Origin of the sequence: Rhizobium sp. BK418, from assembly GCF_004341105.1 — a bacterium.
Classification (GTDB): domain Bacteria; phylum Pseudomonadota; class Alphaproteobacteria; order Rhizobiales; family Rhizobiaceae; genus Rhizobium.
The window spans coordinates 55,104-74,133 of record NZ_SLZK01000012.1 but is presented as its reverse complement, the minus strand read 5'-3'; the positions used below and the strand labels follow the sequence as shown (position 1 = coordinate 74,133).

The window sequence follows — 19,030 nt, the reverse complement described above, 5'->3', positions numbered from 1 at the left end:
CCATCCGAACGGGGCGTACGGCTGTTTGCGGTTTCACAAAGACGGGTACGCAACCCCGTCATAAACAGCGGGGCATGACCTCGATAATCTCAAGCGACAAGCCGCGCGATACCGATAGTGGCGATCTCCTGATATGGATTCTTGCCGGGAGCGAGTTGGTAGCCTTCGGGGCGCTGCTGACGGCATTTGTCATCGCTTCTGTGTTGCATCCGGAAATATTCGCGGCCGGCAAGGCGAGGCTTCCTCACGTCCTGCCGGTCATCAATACGGTCGTTCTTCTGACAAGCGGCTGGTTTGCCGCCAAGGCCGCCGAGCAAAAGGCCATTCCTCGCCGGCGCTTGATGCTGCTTGTTGCGGCCCTGGGCGGGCTCGTCTTTGTCGGGCTGAAATGTAGCGAATATGTGTTCGAAGGTTCTTCGCTTCTTGCCGGCGATCCGTTCTCGCAACTTTATCTTCTCATCACCGGATTTCATCTGATGCATGTAGCATTCGGTTCGATCATCCTCGTGCTAGTCGCAGTCTTTCCGACAAGCGAAAATGTCCACCTGATCACTACGCTCTGGCATGTGATCGACATCGTCTGGCTCGTCATGTTTCCGGTGGTCTACTTGCTATGACACATTCCGATCGTCCGAATTGCTCGCGTGCCTTGCTGCTCCTCCTTGCTCTGACGGGCTGCATGATCATCTTGACGCGCGCCCCGCCGAGCGGGGTGCCGCCGGCTTTGGTCGCTGTGGCGATCGCAACGATTGCCGTCATCAAAGTTCGGCTTGTCGTTCTGGATTTTCTCGGGCTTCGCGGAGCCGGGACATCTTTGACCGCAGCCTTATGGTCCTGGGCAGCATTCGTGCTGCTGATCGCGGTCACACGCGCCGCCTTGCAATTGTCTGTTTGACGTTAGGCTTACTCTCGATTGGTCCCAGCCTGGCCGCAAGCCGCACATGGCTTGCGCCGTCGCTTGCATGCCTCACTGCGCATAGGGGCCTCGTATATTCGTCGTCTTGCTTGCGAATGAGCAAAGAGCTTGCGGTCGAATTCCGCCATTCCGTTCCAGCGAGCTGCCCCGCCGGCTCGAATTCCGACGTCGCGGCGACATCGCCACTGACATGAAAGGATGATCGATGGCTGAACGCCTGACAAAAACTGCGGCCCGAAACGTGTTCTACGGCGGGTCGGCATTCTTCTTCGCCATATTCGTGGGCCTTACGGCCCACAGTCACTATTACATCCGCACGGTGTCCACCAATGAGGCCACCCTGACGGAAAGCGTCGCCCGCGGAAAACACATCTGGGAAAAGAACTCCTGCATCAACTGCCACACACTTGATGGCGAAGGCGCTTATTTCGCACCGGAACTCTCGAATGTCTGGATCCGCTGGGGCGGGGACAAGGACCCGGCGAGTGCCCGCGAGGCGCTTCACGCGTGGATGGCTGCACAGCCTTCCGGCATCGAAGGCAGACGGCAGATGCCGCAGTTCAATCTTACAGACCAGGAGGTCGATGACCTCGCCGATTTCCTCGAATGGGTCAGCAAGACCAACACCCAAAACTGGCCTCCGAACCAGGCCGGCTGACAGCGAGAGGGTAAAGAAATGAAGTATAAGACCCAGAGCATCGCAATGCTCTATTTCTACGGAGCGCTCGGCCTGTTCATGGCACAGCTCCTGTTCGGCGTGCTCGCCGGCACCATCTACGTGCTGCCCAACACGCTATCCGTCGAACTGCCCTTCAACATCGTGCGCATGATCCATACCAATGCATTGATCGTCTGGCTGCTCATGGGCTTCATGGGGACGACCTATTTCCTGCTGCCGGAAGAATGCGAAACCGAGCTCTACAGCACCAAGATCGCAATCGCGCAGTTCTGGATCTTCCTGATCGCGGCGGCAGTCGCCGTCGTGGGTTATCTCTTCCATATTCATGAAGGCCGCGAATTCCTGGAACAGCCCTTTGCGATCAAGGTCGGGATCGTGGTCGTCGCGCTGATGTTCCTCTTCAACGTTACCATGACCGCGCTCAAGGGACGCAAGACGACCATTACCAACATCCTGCTCTTCGGCCTGTGGGGGGTCGCGATCTTCTTCCTCTTCGCCTTCTACAATCCCGTCAATCTCGCGCTCGACAAGATGTACTGGTGGTATGTCGTCCATCTGTGGGTCGAAGGCGTCTGGGAATTGATCATGGCGTCGGTCCTTGCCTTCCTGATGATCAAGCTGAACGGGATCGACCGGGAAGTGGTCGAGAAGTGGCTCTATGTCATTATCGGTCTGGCGCTGTTTTCCGGGATCCTCGGCACCGGCCATCATTATTACTGGATCGGCGCTCCGGGTTACTGGCAGTGGATTGGATCGCTTTTCTCGACGCTTGAGGTAGCGCCCTTCTTCACCATGGTCGTGTTCACCTTTGTCATGACCTGGCGCGCCGGCCGCAAGCACGAAAACAGGGCCGCCCTCCTCTGGTCGCTTGGTTGCTCGGTCATGGCTTTCTTTGGTGCCGGTGTCTGGGGTTTCCTGCACACGCTCTCATCGGTCAACTATTACACCCACGGCACGCAGGTCACTGCCGCCCACGGACATCTGGCCTTCTTCGGTGCCTATGTGATGCTCAATCTCGCAGCAATGGCCTATGCCGTCCCGCAGATCCGCGGCCGCGCGCCCTATAACCAGTGGCTGTCGATCGCAAGTTTCTGGATCATGTGCACCGCAATGTCGGTCATGACCTTCGCACTCACCTTCGCTGGCATCATCCAGGTTCACCTGCAGCGGGTTCTCGGCCAGTCGTACATGGAAGTCCAGGATCAGCTCGCCCTCTTCTATTGGGTGAGACTTGGCTCCGGCATCTTCGTCTTCATCAGCGCTTTGATGTTCGTCTGGTCGCTGCTCATCCCAGGACGGGCGCGCATATCGAACCCGGCGGTCCAGCCCGCTGAATGAGACGGCCACTTTTCCTGGAGAATAACAATGACGATAGCCTTCAACCATCCGCTCAATCCGGATGTGGAAATACCGCACTACGCACCTCAGGGGAACGAATGCGCACTCTTCGAACACGCCTGGACCCGACAGCTTCCGATCCTTCTCAAAGGGCCGACAGGCTGCGGAAAGACGCGCTTCGTGCAACATATGGCAGCCCGCCTCGGGCTGCCTTTATCGACAGTCTCCTGCCACGACGATTTGACGGCCGCCGACCTCACGGGCCGATATCTTCTCAGGGGTGGCGAGACGGTCTGGATGGACGGTCCCCTGACAAAGGCAGTCCGGGATGGCGGCATCTGCTACCTCGATGAAATCGTCGAGGCACGCAAGGATGTGACGGTGGTTCTTCATCCGTTGACGGACGACAGGCGCATTCTTCCGCTTGAAAGGACCGGTGAAGTCTTGGAGGCCGGCCCGGGCTTCATGGTCGTCGTCTCCTATAATCCCGGATATCAAAACCTGATGAAGGCGCTGAAGCCCAGCACGCGCCAGCGCTTCGTCTCGATCGAATTCGATTTCCTGCCGCGCGATCGGGAGATCGCCACGGTGTCGCTGGAAAGCGGTCTTGCCGAGGCGAAGGTCGCACCGCTGGTCGAACTTGCCCGACGGCTGCGGACACTGAAAGGACAGGATCTCGAAGAAGGCGTCTCGACCCGCCTGCTGATTTACTGCGCCTCGCTCATCGACGCTGGCCTGCCGGCGATCGAGGCAGTGCGGGCAGCCATCATCGAGCCGCTGACAGATGAACCGGACGTCAAGGCTGCCCTCGTCGAGGTCGCCAGGGCCTCGATCGGATAGGTGAAGCATGCTGGAATTTCTGGAACTCGAAGAGACGGTGGGGCGCGCCTGGCATCGGCTCGTCGGCAATACCAGTTCATGGCCGCGCCACCACGACGCAGCGGTTCACCTGGCCGAACTCAGGCCGCAGCTTGCCGTCTGTTTCAGGGCATTCGGCGGGGGCGCCACCCTGCAAATCCAGAGGGCAAGGCAGAAAACGTCGATGCACAGGCTGCGGCTGAGACAAGTGATCGGCCTCGGCGAAGAGAGGTCGGATCATCCGAGTTGGGACGGGACGGCGATCCATCTACCGGCGGCCGTCGATCTTTTCGACGAACGTTCGCTCAACCGGGATCTCTATTTCTGGTTGGCCGCCTATGTGGCGACCGCACCATCCGTTTCATCCCCCGTCGATCCGGCTCTCGCTGACATGTGGCGGATCGAAACGGGCCGCGAAAACTCCGCCCTAGTCATACAGAATTTTCCAGGAATGGCGGCACGCTATGGCCGGCTCGCCCAAGCGCTGCTTGGCTGCCGCAGGCGCGGAACGCTTCCCCAGGCGGAGCAGCGCATCGAGGAGTTTGCCCGGCTGGCACTCACCTTTCCCTTGCATCATCCCCTTCCCGATGCCGTTCGCCCGAGAATAACCGCTGCCCCGGCCGGTTATCTGCCGATGCTGCCTTTGCCGATATGGCCGGATTTCAGCGGCCGCGGCGAGATGAGCCCGTTTGAGCGAGATGACCTTCCGTCCGACCAGGCCGGTGATGACCAACACGCGCGGCCATCGCATGAGGCGACACGCAAACGCGATGCGGGCGACCGCAAGCGCGATCCCTTCATTCTAAATCGCTTCGAAAAGATCCTCGCCATGGCGGAGATGGTCAATGTCGATCGCCCGAGCGATGACAGCGAGGAGCATGATCCGTCAGCTGCCGAGGAACTCGAGGAACTTGCGCTCAGCGAAACGCGCGAACGGCCGCAGTCCAAATTTCACTTCGACCTAGACCTCTCGCCTGAAGCCGTCGACCCGACGATGATAGACGGGGAATTCACCTATCCGGAATGGGATTTCCGGAAAAACCAGTATCTCGCCGAGCATTGCCGCGTGGTGATTGGCTCTTCGCCCGACAGGGTGGACCAACTGATCGCCAGTGATGCCGCGCTCGTGCGCAAGGTCAGGCGCCAGTTCGAGACGCTGCGCCCGAAGCGCGAGCTGCGGCGGGCTCAATTGGATGGGGACCAGATCGATCTCGAAGCAGCCATCCGCTCGCGCATCGACTTCATCGCCACCGGCCAGCCGGACGACCGGATTTATGAGTGTGCCCGTCCCGCCAGCCACGAACTTGCGACTTCGATCCTCGTCGATGTCTCCCTGTCGACCGACTCCTGGGTCGATAATCGCCGGGTTCTCGACGTGGAAATGCAGGCGCTCGACGTCTTGGCCCGTGGCCTGCAATCTTGCGGCGACCGCTTTGCCATCAAGACCTTCACGTCAAGGCGACGCAACTGGGTTCGTGTCGATACCGTCAAGGATTTCGATGAAAGTTTCTCGGGCAAGACTGCCGGCCGCATCGCAAGCCTCAGGCCCGGTTATTACACGCGCATGGGAGCGGCCATCCGGCACGTCTCCAGCCAACTGGAAAGTGACGGCGCAAGAAAGAAACTCCTGCTTATCCTGACGGACGGCAAACCCAATGACGTCGATCACTACGAAGGTCGCTTTGCCCTCGAAGACAGCCGCAAGGCCGTCATGGAAGCACGCGCGAATGGACAGGCAGTGTTCGCCGTGACGGTCGACCGCAGCGCCGGCGACTATCTGCCTGCGATTTTCGGCAGATCCGGCTTTGCACTCGTGTCGGACATTTCAAGACTGCCAAACGCGCTGCCTACCATTTACCGGAGCTTGACCACGTAGCGACGCGAAAGACGAAGCCCCCTTTTCGCACGCAAAAAACCAGGCCGGCTTAGTTTCTGGCCTGGTTTTTGCGCATGTTAGGTGCGCAAGGAGTGATCAGCAGACACATTGCCATTGTCGGAAGTGGCAAGCAGCCGCGTTCAGGCAGCCTTGCTATGCGTTCGGCCGAACGAACCGAAATAGGCGTCGAAGGCGGCTGCAACGGCGCGGACCATGAAGCGATGCTCCTTCGAGACGGTGATGCAGCCGTTCTCCAGCGTCACGACGCCATCGGATACGAGGCTCGCCAGCCGGTCGTTCCGATCGAGCAGAAAGCCGATATCGTATCCGGACTCGGCGCCAAGCTTTGCGAGATCGACCTTGAAGTCGCACATCAGACGCTCGATCACCCTGGCCCGAAACTTGTCCTCGTCGGTCAGCTCATAGCCCTTGGCTGTGGCAAGGATCCCCGATGCGATCCGCTCGGCATAGCGACCGAGCGCAACATGGTTCTGAAAATAGCCGCCAGGCAGCCGGCCGATTGCCGAAGCGCCGAGCCCGATGAGAGTATCACATTCGTCGGTCGTGTAGCCCTGGAAGTTCCGCCGCAGGCTGCCGGAAAGCGAGGCGATGGCGAGCTGATCGTCAGGCAATGAGAAATGGTCGAGGCCGACACGGACATATCCGGCGCGCTCCAGCTCCCGGGCAATCGCTTCGGCTTGCTCGTTGCGCTGCGCGGCATCGGGCAGCGCCGCTTGGTCGATCAACCGCTGATGTTTCTTAAAGGCCGGCACATGGGCGTATCCGAAGACGGCGAAACGCTCCGGCCGCAGCTCGACCGCCGCCCTTACCGTTTCCATACAAGACTGGACGGTCTGATGCGGGAGTCCATAGATTAGGTCGAAATTGATGCTCGTCACACCGTAGCCCCTGAGCCCGGTTACGGCCGCCTGCGTCTGTTCGAAGCTCTGTATCCGGTTGATCGCTTTTTGAACGACTGGGTCGAAACTTTGCACACCGAGACTTGCGCGGTCGACACCGTTTTCGCCAAGAGCGGAAATCATCGCGCTCGATAGCGTCCGCGGATCGATCTCCACCGCAATGCTGCAATCACTCGTGAACTGGAACGCGCTTTTGAGCTTGTTCATCAGGCTCGAAAATTCGTCCGGTTTCATGATCGTCGGCGTGCCGCCGCCGAAATGAACATTCTTGACCGGAACGTTGTTTCGGGCTGCCTGCGATACGAGTTCGATCTCCTGGCTCAAAACATCGAGATATTCGAGCACAGGCGCATCCTGGCGCGTGATCGTCGTGTGGCAGCCGCAATACCAACACATGGAGCGACAGAATGGAACGTGCAGATAGACGGAAACAGGTCCGGAGGCTGCAACCTCTGAAAGACCCTGCACATATTGCTCCGGCCCGACGGCTGGCGAAAACGCAGGCGCGGTCGGATAACTGGTGTAACGTGGCAGGCGGGCCTCGCCATATTTGGCGACCAGGGTATCGGACATTTCAGCTTCCTTCATGAGAACATCACGATGTTCATATGCCGACGAAGGTCCAGCTTCCTTGTCCTGGATCAACAATGGCCAGCGCGACGCCAACAACAAGCACGGCGGTGGCCTGCGCCCCGGTACAACCAACAATCGCCCTGATCTTTGTTCGCTGTCAAAGTTGCCCGGTCTGCACCCGACTATCTTCCGAGCCCGACACAGGATGCGCCGCGGTCCGGTCGTCAGTCATCCCGCGGCAGAAGGAAACAGCCATAATGACAGACGCGCCAGCCACACAGACTGCGGTTGCCCATATCGACGTGCGGATCCTGCCGCCCGTCGAACGCCATCCCCAGATCTTCGGCACGCTTCACTCGCTGACACCGGGCCAGAGCCTCCACATTACCAGCGATCACGAGCCTCGCCCCCTGCAGTACCAGCTTGACACTGCCCTGCCCGGAAAATTCTCCTGGGAATATCTGGAACAGGGACCGGATGTCTGGCGCGTGGAGATCATCCGTCTTGATGCGGGCTGCGACTGCTGCTGCGGCAGCCACTAGGGCCGGAGACGCGCCATGATGCCCGTGGGCACGACCCTGTCGCGGTGGACGATGTCGTATTTCGGCGCGGCGCTGTCTTACCTGCTGCTGGCGGAGTGCCTGCTGGCAGCCGGCGTCTGGACGCCATCGCATGATGTCGCTGAGCCGGGAGCGCTTGCCATCGTGCATGCAGTGACGCTCGGATGGCTTTTGCTTCTGATGATCGGATCGTTGCTTCAGTTCGCGCCCGTCCTGACAGGCAGTGACAGACCAGCCAGCCGCTTCGATCTGATCATCTTTACCGGCATGCTCACCGGCCCCGCGCTTCTCATGCTGGGTTTTCACCTGATCAGCCTCGGTTCCCCGGCGGCCGGGCTGATAATGACCGCGGCTTCCGTGACACTTTCTCTTTCGATCGCGGCGTCCTCCGTGTCACTGTCAGCGCTCTTATGGCGGGGAAGACGCGTGCATGCCGCCTCCCCCATCGTTCTCGTCGGTATCGGCTGTCTGCTTGTCACGATAGCTTTCGGCGCCCTGTTCGCGCTGACCGTCTCGGGTCTGGTGGAGGCACCCGCCCTCATCGCCTACGGCATAGATGCGGTTGGGTTCCATGCGAGCTTTGGCCTCGGGGGATGGATGACCTTTGCGGCGATCGGCGTCAGTTACAAGCTGCTTCCGATGTTCCTGCTGTCCAGCGACATGCGTAAGGCCCAGCTCATTCGCCGATGGGGCACGCTTGCGGTCGCACTCCTGTCAGCCGCAGCGATTGGCACTGCGCTCGCACCCGATCTGGCGCGTGCCGCTTTCCTGTCGGCCGCGGTGCTGTTTGCGCTGGTCGTCGCCTTCTACCTCTTCGAGATCTATGCGACATATCGCGCCAGGCGCCGTCCGGCGCTAGAGCTCAACACCCTGGGATCGCTGCCGGCCTTCGCGATGCTTGGCCTCTCCGTCGTCCTTCTTGCAGCATCGCTGTTTCTTCATGCCGAGACACGTAGCGTGTCGGCGATCACCTATCTCTTCGTCTTCGGCTGGCTCAGCGGTTTCGGTCTCGCCCAACTCCTGAAGATTGTTCCTTTCCTCACCTGGATCGAAGCCTTCGGTCCGCTTCTTGGCCGCAGGCCGACGCCGAAGCTCAGCTCACTCGTCAATGGCCGCCGGGCGCGGACCTGGCTCGGCCTTTTCTATCTTGCGGTGGTCGCAGCCGCGATTGCGCTCTACCTTGGGTCAGACGCCGGTTTTCGCATGGCCGCGGCTGTTCAAACCGCATCGACCCTCGCCCTTGTTATTGAGCTGGTGCTCGCGCGCATGCTTGCGAATGTCGGCCCCCAGATCAAGACGGCACCATTTCACAAGCCGGCGCTGTTCGTCGCCGCAAAAAACCACAGAGGTAACGCCAATGGTTCAGTTCCGTGAACTCGACGTCCGACAGATCCTGCGTGATGGCGGCATGCCATTCCAACTCATCATGGACACGTTCGCCAGCCTTGATCCCGATGAGGGTCTGAAGTTACGCGCGATATTCGAACCCGTCCCCTTGATCCGCCAGCTCGAACGTCGCGGCTATTCGCATGTCGTAAAGCGACTGGCCGATGATGATTGGGAAATCGATTTCGTTCCCAACAAACCGATCCGGCGATCGGAGGCCGCCATCGCCGCGACCGAAGTGGTCTGGCCGGATCCGGTGTGGAACCTCGACCTGACCGATCTCCCACCACCCGAGCCGATGGAGCGCATTCTCTCCCGGCTGGAGACGATGGAGGACGGCGAGGTTCTGTTTGCCCTTCTCAACCGGGAGCCCGTCTTCCTGTTCAATGAATTGAAGACACGCGGTCACGAATGGATCGGCAATTTCGATTCGTCCGGCAAGACCTACCGGATCATGATCAGGACGAGCGCGAGAGGCCAGGACGATGCCGGTGTCTGAGCTCACCGAGGAAGATATACGCAATGCGTTGCGTGAGATAGAAGATCCCGAAATGGGAAATAGCATCGTCGATCTCGGCCTCGTCTACGAGATCGACATCGCCGAACCCGCGGTCGTGAAGATCAAGATGACTACGACCACCCGCTTCTGTCCGGCGTCGGGCTATATTGCCGACGCCGCACGTCAGCGCGTTGAGAAGATTGCCGGCGTAAGCCAAGCTGTTGTCGAGCTTGTGTACGAGCCGGCCTGGTCGCCGGACAGGGTATCGCTCTTCGGCCTGCCGAAGACGTGATTTTTCAGTGACGTTTTTCGCGTGGCGAACCAGTCGCTCGATATGCAAGATTGCGCGTTGAATAGGGGCGGTCAGTCAACGCTTCCTTTTGAATGGAAAGGTCCGATGAGCGAAGACAGTGGCGATGAGAGAGGGCTGTTTGGCGCCGAGACAGACGGTGGCCCTGTCATTGACGCTACTGTGCTCGCCGAGCGTTTCGGCCTTACGCCCGACCTTCTCATGGATCATCTGCGCCGAGGTTTCGTCCGTTCGAGGGTGGAGATCGGCACCGGCGACGACGCCGGCACACGGCGTCTTTCCGTCCGCATCGGCAATCGGATCTGGATTGCGATTGTCAATGAGGACGGCGGCGTGCTCAGCGAGGAAATGCGATTTTTCGGAATGACACCGAGAGACGGGCGAAACTGAATGAAAAAGGCCGCTCCTGCAGCCTTTGCGACGTCGGCAATGTCACCTCCCCCTCCTTTCGCCAGGAAGACCGCGGCCGATAGTGGCACTTGGCGACGCGGCCTCCCCTCATTCTGGGGTTACATCTGCCTTCCCGGAATTTGACAGGCGAGATCGCCCCATCGCTCTTTATCGGCAGAACCGGATCAGGCCTTCAACACACCGCCGGCCGCAACCACCGCCTCGGGCGTATCGACATCCGGATGGGCGGCGTCGCCTATGCGGAACGTTTCCGACCGGTGCGCGTTGATTACTATTGGCCCGAGCCACGCGGCCTGGGCAGCGCGAGGGAGGTTATCATGAAAATCAGCGATTGCATGACCACAGACGTCCAGATCACCGATCCGGAGCATACATTGCAGGATGTCGCCTTAATGATGGGGCGTCTCGACACAGGGGTTCTCCCGGTGGGTGAGAACGACCGGTTGGTCGGCATGATCACCGATCGCGACATCGCCATCCGTGGGGTGGCAGAAGGCAAGGGGCCGAAGACGAAGGTACGAGATGTCATGAGTACCGATGTCAAATACTGCTTCGAGGACGAAGACGTGGAAGACGTCCTGCATAACATGGGCGATCTTCGGGTGCGGCGCTTGCCGGTGCTGAACCGAAAAAAGCGGCTCGTCGGCATCATCTCGCTTGGCGATCTCGCTATGAGGGGCAGTGCCAAGGAAACGGGCAAGGCGCTCGGCGGCATCTCGCAACGCGGCGGCGCACATTCGCAAACAGCCCACTGACGGTCAGCGCAGCTCTATAGAAAGACTGTCAGCCAGTTCGCCGCCACCCTCATTCGCTCGCTCGCGCCATAGCCTTGGCGCGAGCATTTTGTGGGCACACGCGCCCCTCCTCGATCGCCGGCACCTTTTAGTCTGCCCACAGTCATCGATCACCCCTCATCGTGAAGTCAACGGTCTTTCGCAGGAGCGCTCACTCCCGAATTGACAATCGTTAATATCGCTTATACGGTTTTATAAGGAACGTTGTTCTGTATGGAGGAACATGCGATCCGCGTCGAAAGCGGACTCGCTGTCTTGATTCACCAGGGAGGAAGTCATGAACAGGCTCATCTTGAGCGCTGCGGTCGCAGCGTCGTTGCTATTCGGCTGTCTTGAGGCCAGCGCTGCCGATCTGGTGACCGTCAATGTCGGCATCGCCAATTCCAGCAGTGACGTCGCGTTCTTCATTGCCGACAAGAAAGGATATTTTCGCGAGGAAGGCATCGACGCGAAGTTCGTGCCGTTCGATTCCGGCGCGAAGATGGTGGCTCCGCTCGGAGCCGGCCAGTTGGACGTCGCCGGCGGCTCGCCCTCGGCGGGACTTTACAATGCGGTCGCACGCGGGATCGGCATCAAGATCGTCGCCGATAAGGGATCAACGCCCCCCGGCTACGGCTATCAGCCCCTGCTCATCCGCAAGGATTTGATCGACAGCGGAAAGTTCAAGACCCTAGCCGATTTGAAGGGGCTCAAAGTCGCCGGCAGCGCCAACGGCAGCGCCTCGACATCGACCATGAACGAAGCGCTGAAGAAGGCGGGTCTCAAGCCGGCGGACGTCGAACGCCTCTATCTGGGCTTCCCGCAGCATGTGCTCGCACTCGAAAACAAGGCGGTAGATGCCGCCTTGACGACAGAACCGTCGGCGACCGAGGCCGTGCGCCGAGGTGCGGCAGTCCGTTTCATGGGTGACGACGAGATTTATCCCAATCACCAGCTCGCCGTCGTTCTTTACTCCAACACCTTTGCAGAGCAGCATCACGACGTCGCGGAAGCATTCATGCGCGCCTATATCCGGGCGGCACGCGACTACAACAACGCCCTTTCGAACGGCAAGCTTGCCGGGCCGAATGCAAACGAGGTCGTGTCGATCCTGACGGAATATACCTCTGTCAAGGATCCGGAAACTTTCCGCACCATCGTTCCGCAAGGCACCAATCCGGATGGAAAGCTGAATGTCGAGAGCCTGAAGACCGACCTCGCCTACTTCAAATCCGAAGGGCTGATGGAAGGCGAAGTTTCGCTCGACAAGGTCGTGGATACGAGTTTTGCCGAAGACGCGGTCAAGAAACTCGGCCCATACCAGCCGCAGAAATAGGAGATTGCACCATGGCAAGATCATCTCAACATCTGCGCAGCGTAACCGACCTATCCGAGGAGACGGCGAAGATCAGGCTACGGAACCTGACCAAGACATTCGAAACACCTGCGGGCACGATGACAGCGCTTGACAATGTGTCGCTCGACATTGCCGAAGGCTGTTTCTTCATGATCGTCGGGCCAAGCGGCTGCGGCAAGACGACACTTTTGCGCATTCTCGCCAATCTGGAGACGGCGACGTCGGGAACGGTCGAAGTCAGTGCACCGGCGCAGAATCGCCCCGGCAATTCGATGGTCTTCCAAGGCGACTCGCTCTTTCCGTGGATGACGGTCTGGGAGAACGCCTCCTACGGGCTGCGCTTGCGGCATGCGCCGAAGACACAGATCAAGGAGGTGGTCGGCCACTATCTGGACCGGACAGGCCTGACGCGCTTTGCGCAAGCCTATCCGCACCAGCTGTCCGGCGGCATGCGCCAGCGCGTTTCGATCGCCCGCGCCTTTGCCAACGACCCGGATATTCTGCTGATGGACGAGCCATTTTCCGCGCTTGACGAGCAGAACAAGCTCCTTCTGCAAGAGGAGCTGCTGCGCATTTGGGAAGAGACCCGCAAGACAGTCCTTTTCATCACCCACAGTGTCGACGAGGCCGTCACCCTCGGCGACCGGGTGATGGTCATGTCGGCCCAACCGGGTCGCGCCAAGGAGATCGTGGACGTTCCGTTCGAACGCCCGCGCTCCGTTCTCGAATTGCGCTCACGACCGGCCTATGGCGAGTTCGTCTACTCGATCTGGGGTCAGCTTCGCGACGAAGTACAGCGCGCCCGTTCGCGTGACCTGGGGGAGACAAAGGCATGAGCATGGCACCTCATATGACCGATGCCGGCAACAAGGCCGCGCACCCGAAAAAACCACTGATTGCCAGGGACACCCGCGACCGGATCATCAGCATCGCATCACCGCTTGTACTTCTGCTCATCTGGCAGATTGCCGCCCAGACGGGGCTGATCGACCAGCGCTTCTTCCCGGCGCCATCGAAGGTCTTTGCAAGCTTCCTGTCGCTCGTGGCCGACGGCTCGCTCTGGAGCAACACCTGGGCGACGCTGCAGCGGCTTTTCTGGGGCACGCTCGTCGGCGGGATACCTGCCCTCCTGCTCGGCGTGGCGATCGGCCTCTCGCGTCCGGTCCGGGCGATGATCGATCCGTTGATCTCGGCGACCTACCCTGTGCCGAAGAGCGCCATCTTCCCGCTGCTGTTGCTGATCTGCGGGCTGGGCGAGGCTTCCAAGATCGCGATGGTGGCGATCGGCGTCTTCTATCCGGTCTTGATCAATACGGCGACGGGCGTGCTGGAGATCAACAAGATCTATCTCGACGTCGGGCGCAATTACGGTGCCAACCGATGGCAAGTCTTTTCGACCATCGCCCTGCCCGGCGCGGTGCCGCATATCATGAGCGGTATCAAACTCGGCCTTGGTCTCGGCCTGATGCTGATTGCGATCGCCGAAATGATCGGCTCCAAGAGCGGCCTCGGCTACATGATCTGGAATGCCTGGGAGCTACTATCGGTCGAACAGATGTATGTCGGCCTGTTGGTGATCGCTTTCCTTGGCTTCGTCATATCGGTCATCCTCACGGAGCTCGAGCGCAAGCTCGTGCCCTGGAAGAAGACCGCCCGCTAATTCCCAAGCCTGACCAACGATGTGGCCGCCATCCGTGCGGCCGCAATCGTTTCGGCAGGCCCTGTTCCGGAGGGCAACCATGACGGAAGACATCAATCAAAGAAGCAGGCTCGCACGCGCAATCCTGATGCTCGAACGGGCCGGCATCATCGATTTCAACGGCCACGCCAGCCTGCGCCTGCCCGGCGAACGCATGCTCATCAACTCCGGTGCCTCCATACGCAGCGCCCTCAGCGAACGCGATATCATCGCCGTCGACTTCGACGGAAGGACGATCGAGGACGATCGCCAGCCACCTATGGAGTTTCATATCCACTCGGAGATCTATCGGCGCCGCCCAGATGTCAACGCCGTCATCCACGCGCATCCGCTCTGGTCGACCCTCTTCAGCGCGACGGACAAGCCGGTGCGACCGGTCATCATGCAGGCGGCCGTGCTGGGAGAGATCCGGGTCTTTTCGACCATCGCCTCGATCAACACCCGTCCGCTCGGAGAAGAACTTGCCAAGACCATAGGCTCAAACCGGGTCGCGCTGCTCAAGTCCCACGGCGCAGTCATTGCCGCCGGCGACATTCTCGAAGCATTCGTGCTCGCCGTCTATCTCGAGGAGAACGCCGAGCGGCAGCACCGCGCCGAGCAGATCGGCGAGCCAACAGTCCTTACGGACCAGCAGATCGCCGCTATCTCCGCAAATCTCTGGAAGCCAAATCTTCTACAGAAAGTGTGGGACTATCACGCCGCCAAGCTGCCAGCCTGAGAGCCTTGAATTCGATGGCGCAAGGCTTTCAGAGGAAAAGCAGTCGCCGCAGCCGACCCGAGCCTATGCCATGGTATCATGACGCGAAAGTGTCTGGTCTCTCCGGCAGTACGGTCTGTTCATCGCGATGCCTGCCGTTGCTTCGCCGCCACGCAGACCCTCGGGGAATGGACGTCACATGCAAAATGGTAGAGCTCATTGTTAAACCTACTGGAATCCTCCAGAAAAGGTGCGTGCCCCGTCGCGGAATACCACGATGCCGTAGCTCCAGGGCATAATGCCAGAAGGTGCCGGCCCATCGCCGGCAATATCACCGTGTCCTCTCGGCCGTGGGTTACTCGGACAGGCACCGCAAGTGCAGTCAGCACGGCGTCAGAATCGATCTCACGGGCCAGCAGGGCTGCCCGGATTTTCGCTGGCACGATCATGTTCCAGCAAATTGCCGTTTCGAATACGTCGGCAGGCAGTTGCGAATATGTGCAAGCACGCACGAATTTGCGGATTGCTGCGATGTTGCCGGGCAGGTCGTCGCTCGTGGCCCCAATGACATGATCGAGGAAACCCGAACCAATTAAGGTACCGAACGCCGCCTTATTGAGCGTAGTTGCCCCGCCCACAAAGTTGATGCCCGCAACATGCGCAGTTCCGTGGGCGCGGAGATAGTCGCAAATAATGAAGCCGGCGTAGGACCAGCCCACAAGGATCGGATTGCCAAGCTTGAGTTCGTCTATGACCGCGGCGATATCGTCTGCCCAAAGCTGCGGTTCGGTATAAGAACCCGCGTCAAGGGGAGCGTCCGACATGCCGTGGCCGCGCAGGTCAAGGGCGACGAGGCGAAAATCATCTGCAAGCCTGCTTTCATACTGATTCTTCCAGCAGAGATGGCTCTGTGACCACCCGTGGATGAAGAGGATCGACGGTGCGTCCTCTCTTCCCCACTCGCGAACATGCAGTCGCAATCCTGCGCCACCAGTTACGCTATGGACCTTCATCGTCGTGCTCTCCCTGCCCGCGTCGAATATAACGAGAAGCATGTTATGCCGCGCGCGTGGGAAAGAGTGTGGGAGGATCCGTTGAAAATGCCGGGCTTATCGTTGAAAGAGCGACACAGTCGGGTGCGACAGAGCTGCAAGAGGGGGGCGTCCTGCCCAGTTGACGACGCCTCCGCGGTCAGCTGCACGTCAGGGAGATAGAACATTAGCCTGTGTTTTGGCGACGAAGCGGGATACTTCGAGAACAAACTGCTCAAAGGCGGGTTCGTTGGCCAGGAGAATGTGATTGGCGCTATCGAGATCGACAAATCGAGCCCCAGCAATGCCCGTTGCAAAACTCCCTTCCGGACTGGAACGGGACGACAGCGTCTTTTCTTGCGTGCAAGACGAGCGTCGGGACCGTCACCTGAGACAGCGCATCCGAAACGTCGATATCTCCGAATGCCTCATGTAAACGACCTGCGTTGCTGGGTGACACCGAAATGCGTTGCAGTTCGTCAAACCAATCCATTTGCACCTGGTCGGCCCCCGGAATGAACATTGCGGTGAACAGGTGCCGGAAGACCGGATTGTTCTGGCCCCATCCTTCCCGGATCAATGCAGTCATTGCCTCATGCGTAGCTATCTCATGGCTATCACGTCGCTTGCGCCAGCCCTTTACGAATCCTCCGTATAGAATGAGCCCTGAAACGCGTTCGGGATGTCGAACGGCATAAGCTACAGAGACGGCGCAGCTCTGAGATACGCCCAGCAGTGTGAATCGGTCGAGGCCTGCCGCATCAACCACGCCCTCCAGGTCGGCAATCATCGCCGCAAACGAAATATCCTCAGCAACCCAATCCGAAAGCCCGGTGCCGCGTTCGTCATAGCGTATGAGTTTCGTTTTCTCCGAGAGGGCGTCGATCCAGTGCCTCCACACCGGACTTTCCCAATCATACTGAAGATGCGACATCCAATGTGCGGCTCGCACGATTGGTGATCCGTGTCCACACACCGCGTAAGCAATTGTCACCCGGTCGGAGGTTCTGCAGAAGCGAATTTCCTGCGATCTCCTGCTGGTTGTCACCGATGGCGATTGGACATCCGCTTCAAAAGTCCGCGAGATGAGATCTGATGCAGGCCGTGAATGTCTGGGCAACCGGTCAGTGGCATTGCGACAATCCTCTAGCAGTTTAGTCCCCGGGATTGAAGGTTCCGACCGCTGCGCCGGCGGATCGGCGTCGGCAATCTCTTCGACAAGGCGATCGAGCACCAGTGATTGAAGGCGCACGCGCTCAGGATTGCCTTGAAGGCGGGGGATGAGAGCACGCAGAATTCCCGCATGCGCCCGAAGTGCCATATCTCGATGATATAGCCGCCACGCTTCAAAGTCTGGGCAGTGGGGCAGACAGAGGCCCTCGAGAAATTCACCGCGAAATGTGCTGGCAAGCGACTCCAATGTCTCCGTACTTAACACGTCGAGGTCAGCGGGCCGGAGGGAAGCCATGCCTGTGAAGTCCACATCAATGGTCTCGGGCCTGAGGAAAACGGAACTGTAGTCCGTATGGAGACGCACATGATCCTCAGTATTCACGATTGGCCTGAGTTTGTGGAGGCTCCATCTCAAGGAAGCCCGTGGGTCGTCTGGAATCTCCCAGAACATCTTGCAAAGATGCTCGCGACGCTGGGGCCTACCGATGACGGCCAAATAGCCGAGAAGAGCGCGCGTTTTCTTCGACTGTGGCAGTGGCAGAAGCTGTTCCCCCTGCCGAACGTTGATGTCGCCCAACACCTGAATGGTTAGCTGGCCTGCCATGATACACCAACCCGACGACGTGTTCAGGACAGTTTAGAACAATGCAGCTCAAGATGAAATCTGCCGCCGGAATGGCACCGCCATCCTAGGGCATGGGGCTATCGCGTCTTGGAATCTTTCAGCACCGTGGCACTGGTGCCTTGAGCGATCGTCAAAAACCGCTGAGCCGCTTGGACAAGAAATCTTCGGTGATTTCGTCTGGTTTGTAAGGTCGCCGTTTCGACTAACTCGGCGAGGCATCATGCCCGCCGCCGGCTCTCTGACCTAAGCGGGCAACCACTTCCGTGCGGTTCTGCGCCTGCAACTTGCGCATTATATGTTGCAAATGCATCTTTACCGTATGCCCAGACAAATTGAGTTTTCCGGCAATTACTTTATTTGAGAAGCCGCATTGCAATGCTGCAAGCACATCCGCCTCCCGGGGCGTGAAATCGGCAATCGCCAGGTACTGCGTCCTGTCATCCAGGGTTTTTTCGGCCTCACTTCTGGCCGGACTATGCTCGTTTGAGCCGTTTGTCACAGCTCCCAACAGCTGCGGGAAGAACGTTCCTCCCGCCAGAACGAGACGAAGACCGGCAAGGGCAATGTCTATGGGGAGCGAAGTCGAGAAAAAGCCGCGGATGCCCATCTTGAGCGCCTGACGGGCTATATTGACGTCGTCGGTACCTGAGAGCAACGTGATAGGAGCCTCAGGGAACCGTGCGGCAATTGCCGCGAGATCGTCACGCAGACCGGTGCTCTCAACACTTCTGCCGGCCAGATCTAATGCAATCAAACGCACCTCGGCACCAAGAGCTCTATCGAGACTCTCGGTCGATATCATATCGATAAAATTCCACCCGGCGAGTTCGCGCTCAAGAAGCTTAACGACGGTCGTACGCGCCAGCGTAGAATGCTCGATAACGATGACAGTTGGTGCATTACGCCCTGTGCGGCGTTTTCCAGCACTGTTGGACACGTGCGTGCTCTCCAGAATATTTTGCAACCCAACAGCAGTACATATTATTCCTGATCTCGCTTCATGTCATGATAAAAAAGCGAGTGTATTCTCGATGCCAATAGCCTGATCTCTCATGATAATTCTTATAGTCTATAACATCCAAGCGAGAGACAACTGGTTCCGCAGAGTACAATGGAAAGCCTCTTTTTTGAGAAACTTTTGTATAGACTTGTCGTTGCAACCTTCCTGTCTTCGCCGAATTCACGTAGCGCAAGCACGTCAACAAAACTTTCAAAGGCACTGAAAAGGCAACCGATCTGCTGCAGGGCCGATCCAGTAAAGCTTGCTGCGATATTGCGGTCTTCCGGTCGTTTTGCCTTATTTTCGAATACTGATCCAAAGTAGCTGTGGACCTCAACAGCAAAACTGA

At 58.9% G+C, this 19,030-nt stretch carries 20 protein-coding genes; 16 read left to right on the top strand and 4 right to left on the bottom strand.

The genetic code is table 11. The features are described from left to right. Positions 1 to 74: 74 nt before the first annotated feature. From EV281_RS29820 to EV281_RS29795, 6 genes are all read left to right on the top strand, one after another. Positions 75 to 617, top strand: coding sequence for a cytochrome c oxidase subunit 3 (locus EV281_RS29820; protein ID WP_132658445.1), 543 nt, complete (start codon positions 75 to 77; stop codon positions 615 to 617). Further along, complete coding sequence (locus tag EV281_RS29815) at positions 614 to 895, top strand: cytochrome C oxidase subunit IV family protein (RefSeq protein WP_132658443.1); 282 nt, start codon at positions 614 to 616, stop codon at positions 893 to 895. The genes EV281_RS29820 and EV281_RS29815 overlap by 4 nt, the downstream gene beginning before the upstream one ends. Positions 896 to 1,121: 226 nt before the next feature. Beyond that, the gene (locus tag EV281_RS29810; RefSeq protein ID WP_132658441.1) at positions 1,122 to 1,574 is read left to right on the top strand and encodes a cytochrome c; all 453 of its coding nucleotides are present in this window, start codon (positions 1,122 to 1,124) and stop codon (positions 1,572 to 1,574) included. Positions 1,575 to 1,592: 18 nt separating this feature from the next. Then, positions 1,593 to 2,933 carry a cbb3-type cytochrome c oxidase subunit I gene (locus tag EV281_RS29805; protein ID WP_132658439.1) on the top strand — a complete coding sequence of 447 codons (1,341 nt, stop codon included), beginning with the start codon at positions 1,593 to 1,595 and terminating at the stop codon, positions 2,931 to 2,933. 27 nt (positions 2,934 to 2,960) lie between these two features. Next, positions 2,961 to 3,773 (top strand): CbbQ/NirQ/NorQ/GpvN family protein, encoded by an 813-nt coding sequence (locus EV281_RS29800; RefSeq protein WP_132658437.1) that lies wholly within the window; start codon positions 2,961 to 2,963, stop codon positions 3,771 to 3,773. A gap of 7 nt (positions 3,774 to 3,780) precedes the next feature. Continuing rightward, entirely contained in the window at positions 3,781 to 5,667 is a 1,887-nt protein-coding gene (locus EV281_RS29795) for a VWA domain-containing protein (protein WP_132658435.1), read from the top strand. Between the two features lie 140 nt (positions 5,668 to 5,807). Here the strand turns inward: EV281_RS29795 and hemN are convergent, their stop codons facing one another. Continuing rightward, positions 5,808 to 7,160, bottom strand: a complete 1,353-nt coding sequence (hemN, locus tag EV281_RS29790; protein WP_132658433.1) for an oxygen-independent coproporphyrinogen III oxidase — start codon at positions 7,158 to 7,160, stop codon at positions 5,808 to 5,810. A 257-nt stretch (positions 7,161 to 7,417) separates the two neighbouring features. Here hemN and EV281_RS29785 point away from each other — a divergent pair, with 257 nt between their 5' ends. From EV281_RS29785 to EV281_RS29740, 10 genes are all read left to right on the top strand, one after another. After that, a complete protein-coding gene (locus tag EV281_RS29785; protein ID WP_132658431.1) occupies positions 7,418 to 7,702 on the top strand; it encodes a DUF2249 domain-containing protein in 285 nt (94 codons plus the stop codon). Positions 7,703 to 7,717: 15 nt separating this feature from the next. After that, complete coding sequence (locus EV281_RS29780) at positions 7,718 to 9,094, top strand: hypothetical protein (RefSeq protein WP_132658429.1); 1,377 nt, start codon at positions 7,718 to 7,720, stop codon at positions 9,092 to 9,094. After that, the gene (locus tag EV281_RS29775; protein WP_132658427.1) at positions 9,078 to 9,605 is read left to right on the top strand and encodes a DUF2249 domain-containing protein; all 528 of its coding nucleotides are present in this window, start codon (positions 9,078 to 9,080) and stop codon (positions 9,603 to 9,605) included. Before EV281_RS29780 ends, EV281_RS29775 begins: the two co-directional genes overlap by 17 nt. Further along, positions 9,592 to 9,897: a metal-sulfur cluster assembly factor gene (locus tag EV281_RS29770; protein WP_132658425.1), complete on the top strand. Its 306-nt coding sequence runs from the start codon at positions 9,592 to 9,594 to the stop codon at positions 9,895 to 9,897. Before EV281_RS29775 ends, EV281_RS29770 begins: the two co-directional genes overlap by 14 nt. A 105-nt stretch (positions 9,898 to 10,002) precedes the next feature. Beyond that, positions 10,003 to 10,305 carry a DUF6522 family protein gene (locus tag EV281_RS29765; RefSeq protein WP_132658423.1) on the top strand — a complete coding sequence of 101 codons (303 nt, stop codon included), beginning with the start codon at positions 10,003 to 10,005 and terminating at the stop codon, positions 10,303 to 10,305. A gap of 338 nt (positions 10,306 to 10,643) precedes the next feature. Further along, the gene (locus EV281_RS29760) at positions 10,644 to 11,081 is read left to right on the top strand and encodes a CBS domain-containing protein (protein ID WP_132658421.1); all 438 of its coding nucleotides are present in this window, start codon (positions 10,644 to 10,646) and stop codon (positions 11,079 to 11,081) included. 316 nt (positions 11,082 to 11,397) lie between these two features. Beyond that, a complete protein-coding gene (locus EV281_RS29755) occupies positions 11,398 to 12,435 on the top strand; it encodes an ABC transporter substrate-binding protein (RefSeq protein WP_132658419.1) in 1,038 nt (345 codons plus the stop codon). Positions 12,436 to 12,446: 11 nt separating this feature from the next. Continuing rightward, positions 12,447 to 13,292 (top strand): ABC transporter ATP-binding protein, encoded by an 846-nt coding sequence (locus EV281_RS29750; RefSeq protein WP_132658417.1) that lies wholly within the window; start codon positions 12,447 to 12,449, stop codon positions 13,290 to 13,292. After that, entirely contained in the window at positions 13,289 to 14,116 is an 828-nt protein-coding gene (locus EV281_RS29745) for an ABC transporter permease (RefSeq protein ID WP_245508408.1), read from the top strand. The genes EV281_RS29750 and EV281_RS29745 overlap by 4 nt, the downstream gene beginning before the upstream one ends. 79 nt (positions 14,117 to 14,195) lie before the next feature. After that, a complete protein-coding gene (locus EV281_RS29740) occupies positions 14,196 to 14,873 on the top strand; it encodes a class II aldolase/adducin family protein (protein WP_132658415.1) in 678 nt (225 codons plus the stop codon). 119 nt (positions 14,874 to 14,992) lie between these two features. Here EV281_RS29740 and EV281_RS29735 read toward each other — a convergent pair whose 3' ends face one another. The 3 genes from EV281_RS29735 to EV281_RS29725 form a co-directional block, all read right to left on the bottom strand. Then, the gene (locus tag EV281_RS29735) at positions 14,993 to 15,865 is read right to left on the bottom strand and encodes an alpha/beta hydrolase (RefSeq protein ID WP_132658413.1); all 873 of its coding nucleotides are present in this window, start codon (positions 15,863 to 15,865) and stop codon (positions 14,993 to 14,995) included. Positions 15,866 to 16,157: 292 nt separating this feature from the next. After that, complete coding sequence (locus EV281_RS31950) at positions 16,158 to 17,660, bottom strand: alpha/beta hydrolase (RefSeq protein WP_245508407.1); 1,503 nt, start codon at positions 17,658 to 17,660, stop codon at positions 16,158 to 16,160. Between the two features lie 223 nt (positions 17,661 to 17,883). Then, positions 17,884 to 18,645, bottom strand: coding sequence for a response regulator transcription factor (locus EV281_RS29725; RefSeq protein WP_132658411.1), 762 nt, complete (start codon positions 18,643 to 18,645; stop codon positions 17,884 to 17,886). Positions 18,646 to 19,030 lie beyond the last annotated feature (385 nt).

Excerpts from the sequence above, each read along its gene's own strand:
- EV281_RS29820 (WP_132658445.1), top strand. The coding sequence starts at position 75 with ATGACCTCGATAATCTCAAGCGACAAGCCGCGCGATACCGATAGTGGC.
- EV281_RS29815 (WP_132658443.1), top strand. The coding sequence starts at position 614 with ATGACACATTCCGATCGTCCGAATTGCTCGCGTGCCTTGCTGCTCCTC.
- EV281_RS29810 (WP_132658441.1), top strand. The coding sequence starts at position 1,122 with ATGGCTGAACGCCTGACAAAAACTGCGGCCCGAAACGTGTTCTACGGC.
- EV281_RS29805 (WP_132658439.1), top strand. The coding sequence starts at position 1,593 with ATGAAGTATAAGACCCAGAGCATCGCAATGCTCTATTTCTACGGAGCG.
- EV281_RS29800 (WP_132658437.1), top strand. The coding sequence starts at position 2,961 with ATGACGATAGCCTTCAACCATCCGCTCAATCCGGATGTGGAAATACCG.
- EV281_RS29795 (WP_132658435.1), top strand. The coding sequence starts at position 3,781 with ATGCTGGAATTTCTGGAACTCGAAGAGACGGTGGGGCGCGCCTGGCAT.
- hemN (WP_132658433.1), bottom strand. The coding sequence starts at position 7,160 with ATGTCCGATACCCTGGTCGCCAAATATGGCGAGGCCCGCCTGCCACGT.
- EV281_RS29785 (WP_132658431.1), top strand. The coding sequence starts at position 7,418 with ATGACAGACGCGCCAGCCACACAGACTGCGGTTGCCCATATCGACGTG.
- EV281_RS29780 (WP_132658429.1), top strand. The coding sequence starts at position 7,718 with ATGATGCCCGTGGGCACGACCCTGTCGCGGTGGACGATGTCGTATTTC.
- EV281_RS29775 (WP_132658427.1), top strand. The coding sequence starts at position 9,078 with ATGGTTCAGTTCCGTGAACTCGACGTCCGACAGATCCTGCGTGATGGC.
- EV281_RS29770 (WP_132658425.1), top strand. The coding sequence starts at position 9,592 with ATGCCGGTGTCTGAGCTCACCGAGGAAGATATACGCAATGCGTTGCGT.
- EV281_RS29765 (WP_132658423.1), top strand. The coding sequence starts at position 10,003 with ATGAGCGAAGACAGTGGCGATGAGAGAGGGCTGTTTGGCGCCGAGACA.
- EV281_RS29760 (WP_132658421.1), top strand. The coding sequence starts at position 10,644 with ATGAAAATCAGCGATTGCATGACCACAGACGTCCAGATCACCGATCCG.
- EV281_RS29755 (WP_132658419.1), top strand. The coding sequence starts at position 11,398 with ATGAACAGGCTCATCTTGAGCGCTGCGGTCGCAGCGTCGTTGCTATTC.
- EV281_RS29750 (WP_132658417.1), top strand. The coding sequence starts at position 12,447 with ATGGCAAGATCATCTCAACATCTGCGCAGCGTAACCGACCTATCCGAG.
- EV281_RS29745 (WP_245508408.1), top strand. The coding sequence starts at position 13,289 with ATGAGCATGGCACCTCATATGACCGATGCCGGCAACAAGGCCGCGCAC.
- EV281_RS29740 (WP_132658415.1), top strand. The coding sequence starts at position 14,196 with ATGACGGAAGACATCAATCAAAGAAGCAGGCTCGCACGCGCAATCCTG.
- EV281_RS29735 (WP_132658413.1), bottom strand. The coding sequence starts at position 15,865 with ATGAAGGTCCATAGCGTAACTGGTGGCGCAGGATTGCGACTGCATGTT.
- EV281_RS31950 (WP_245508407.1), bottom strand. The coding sequence starts at position 17,660 with ATGGCAGGCCAGCTAACCATTCAGGTGTTGGGCGACATCAACGTTCGG.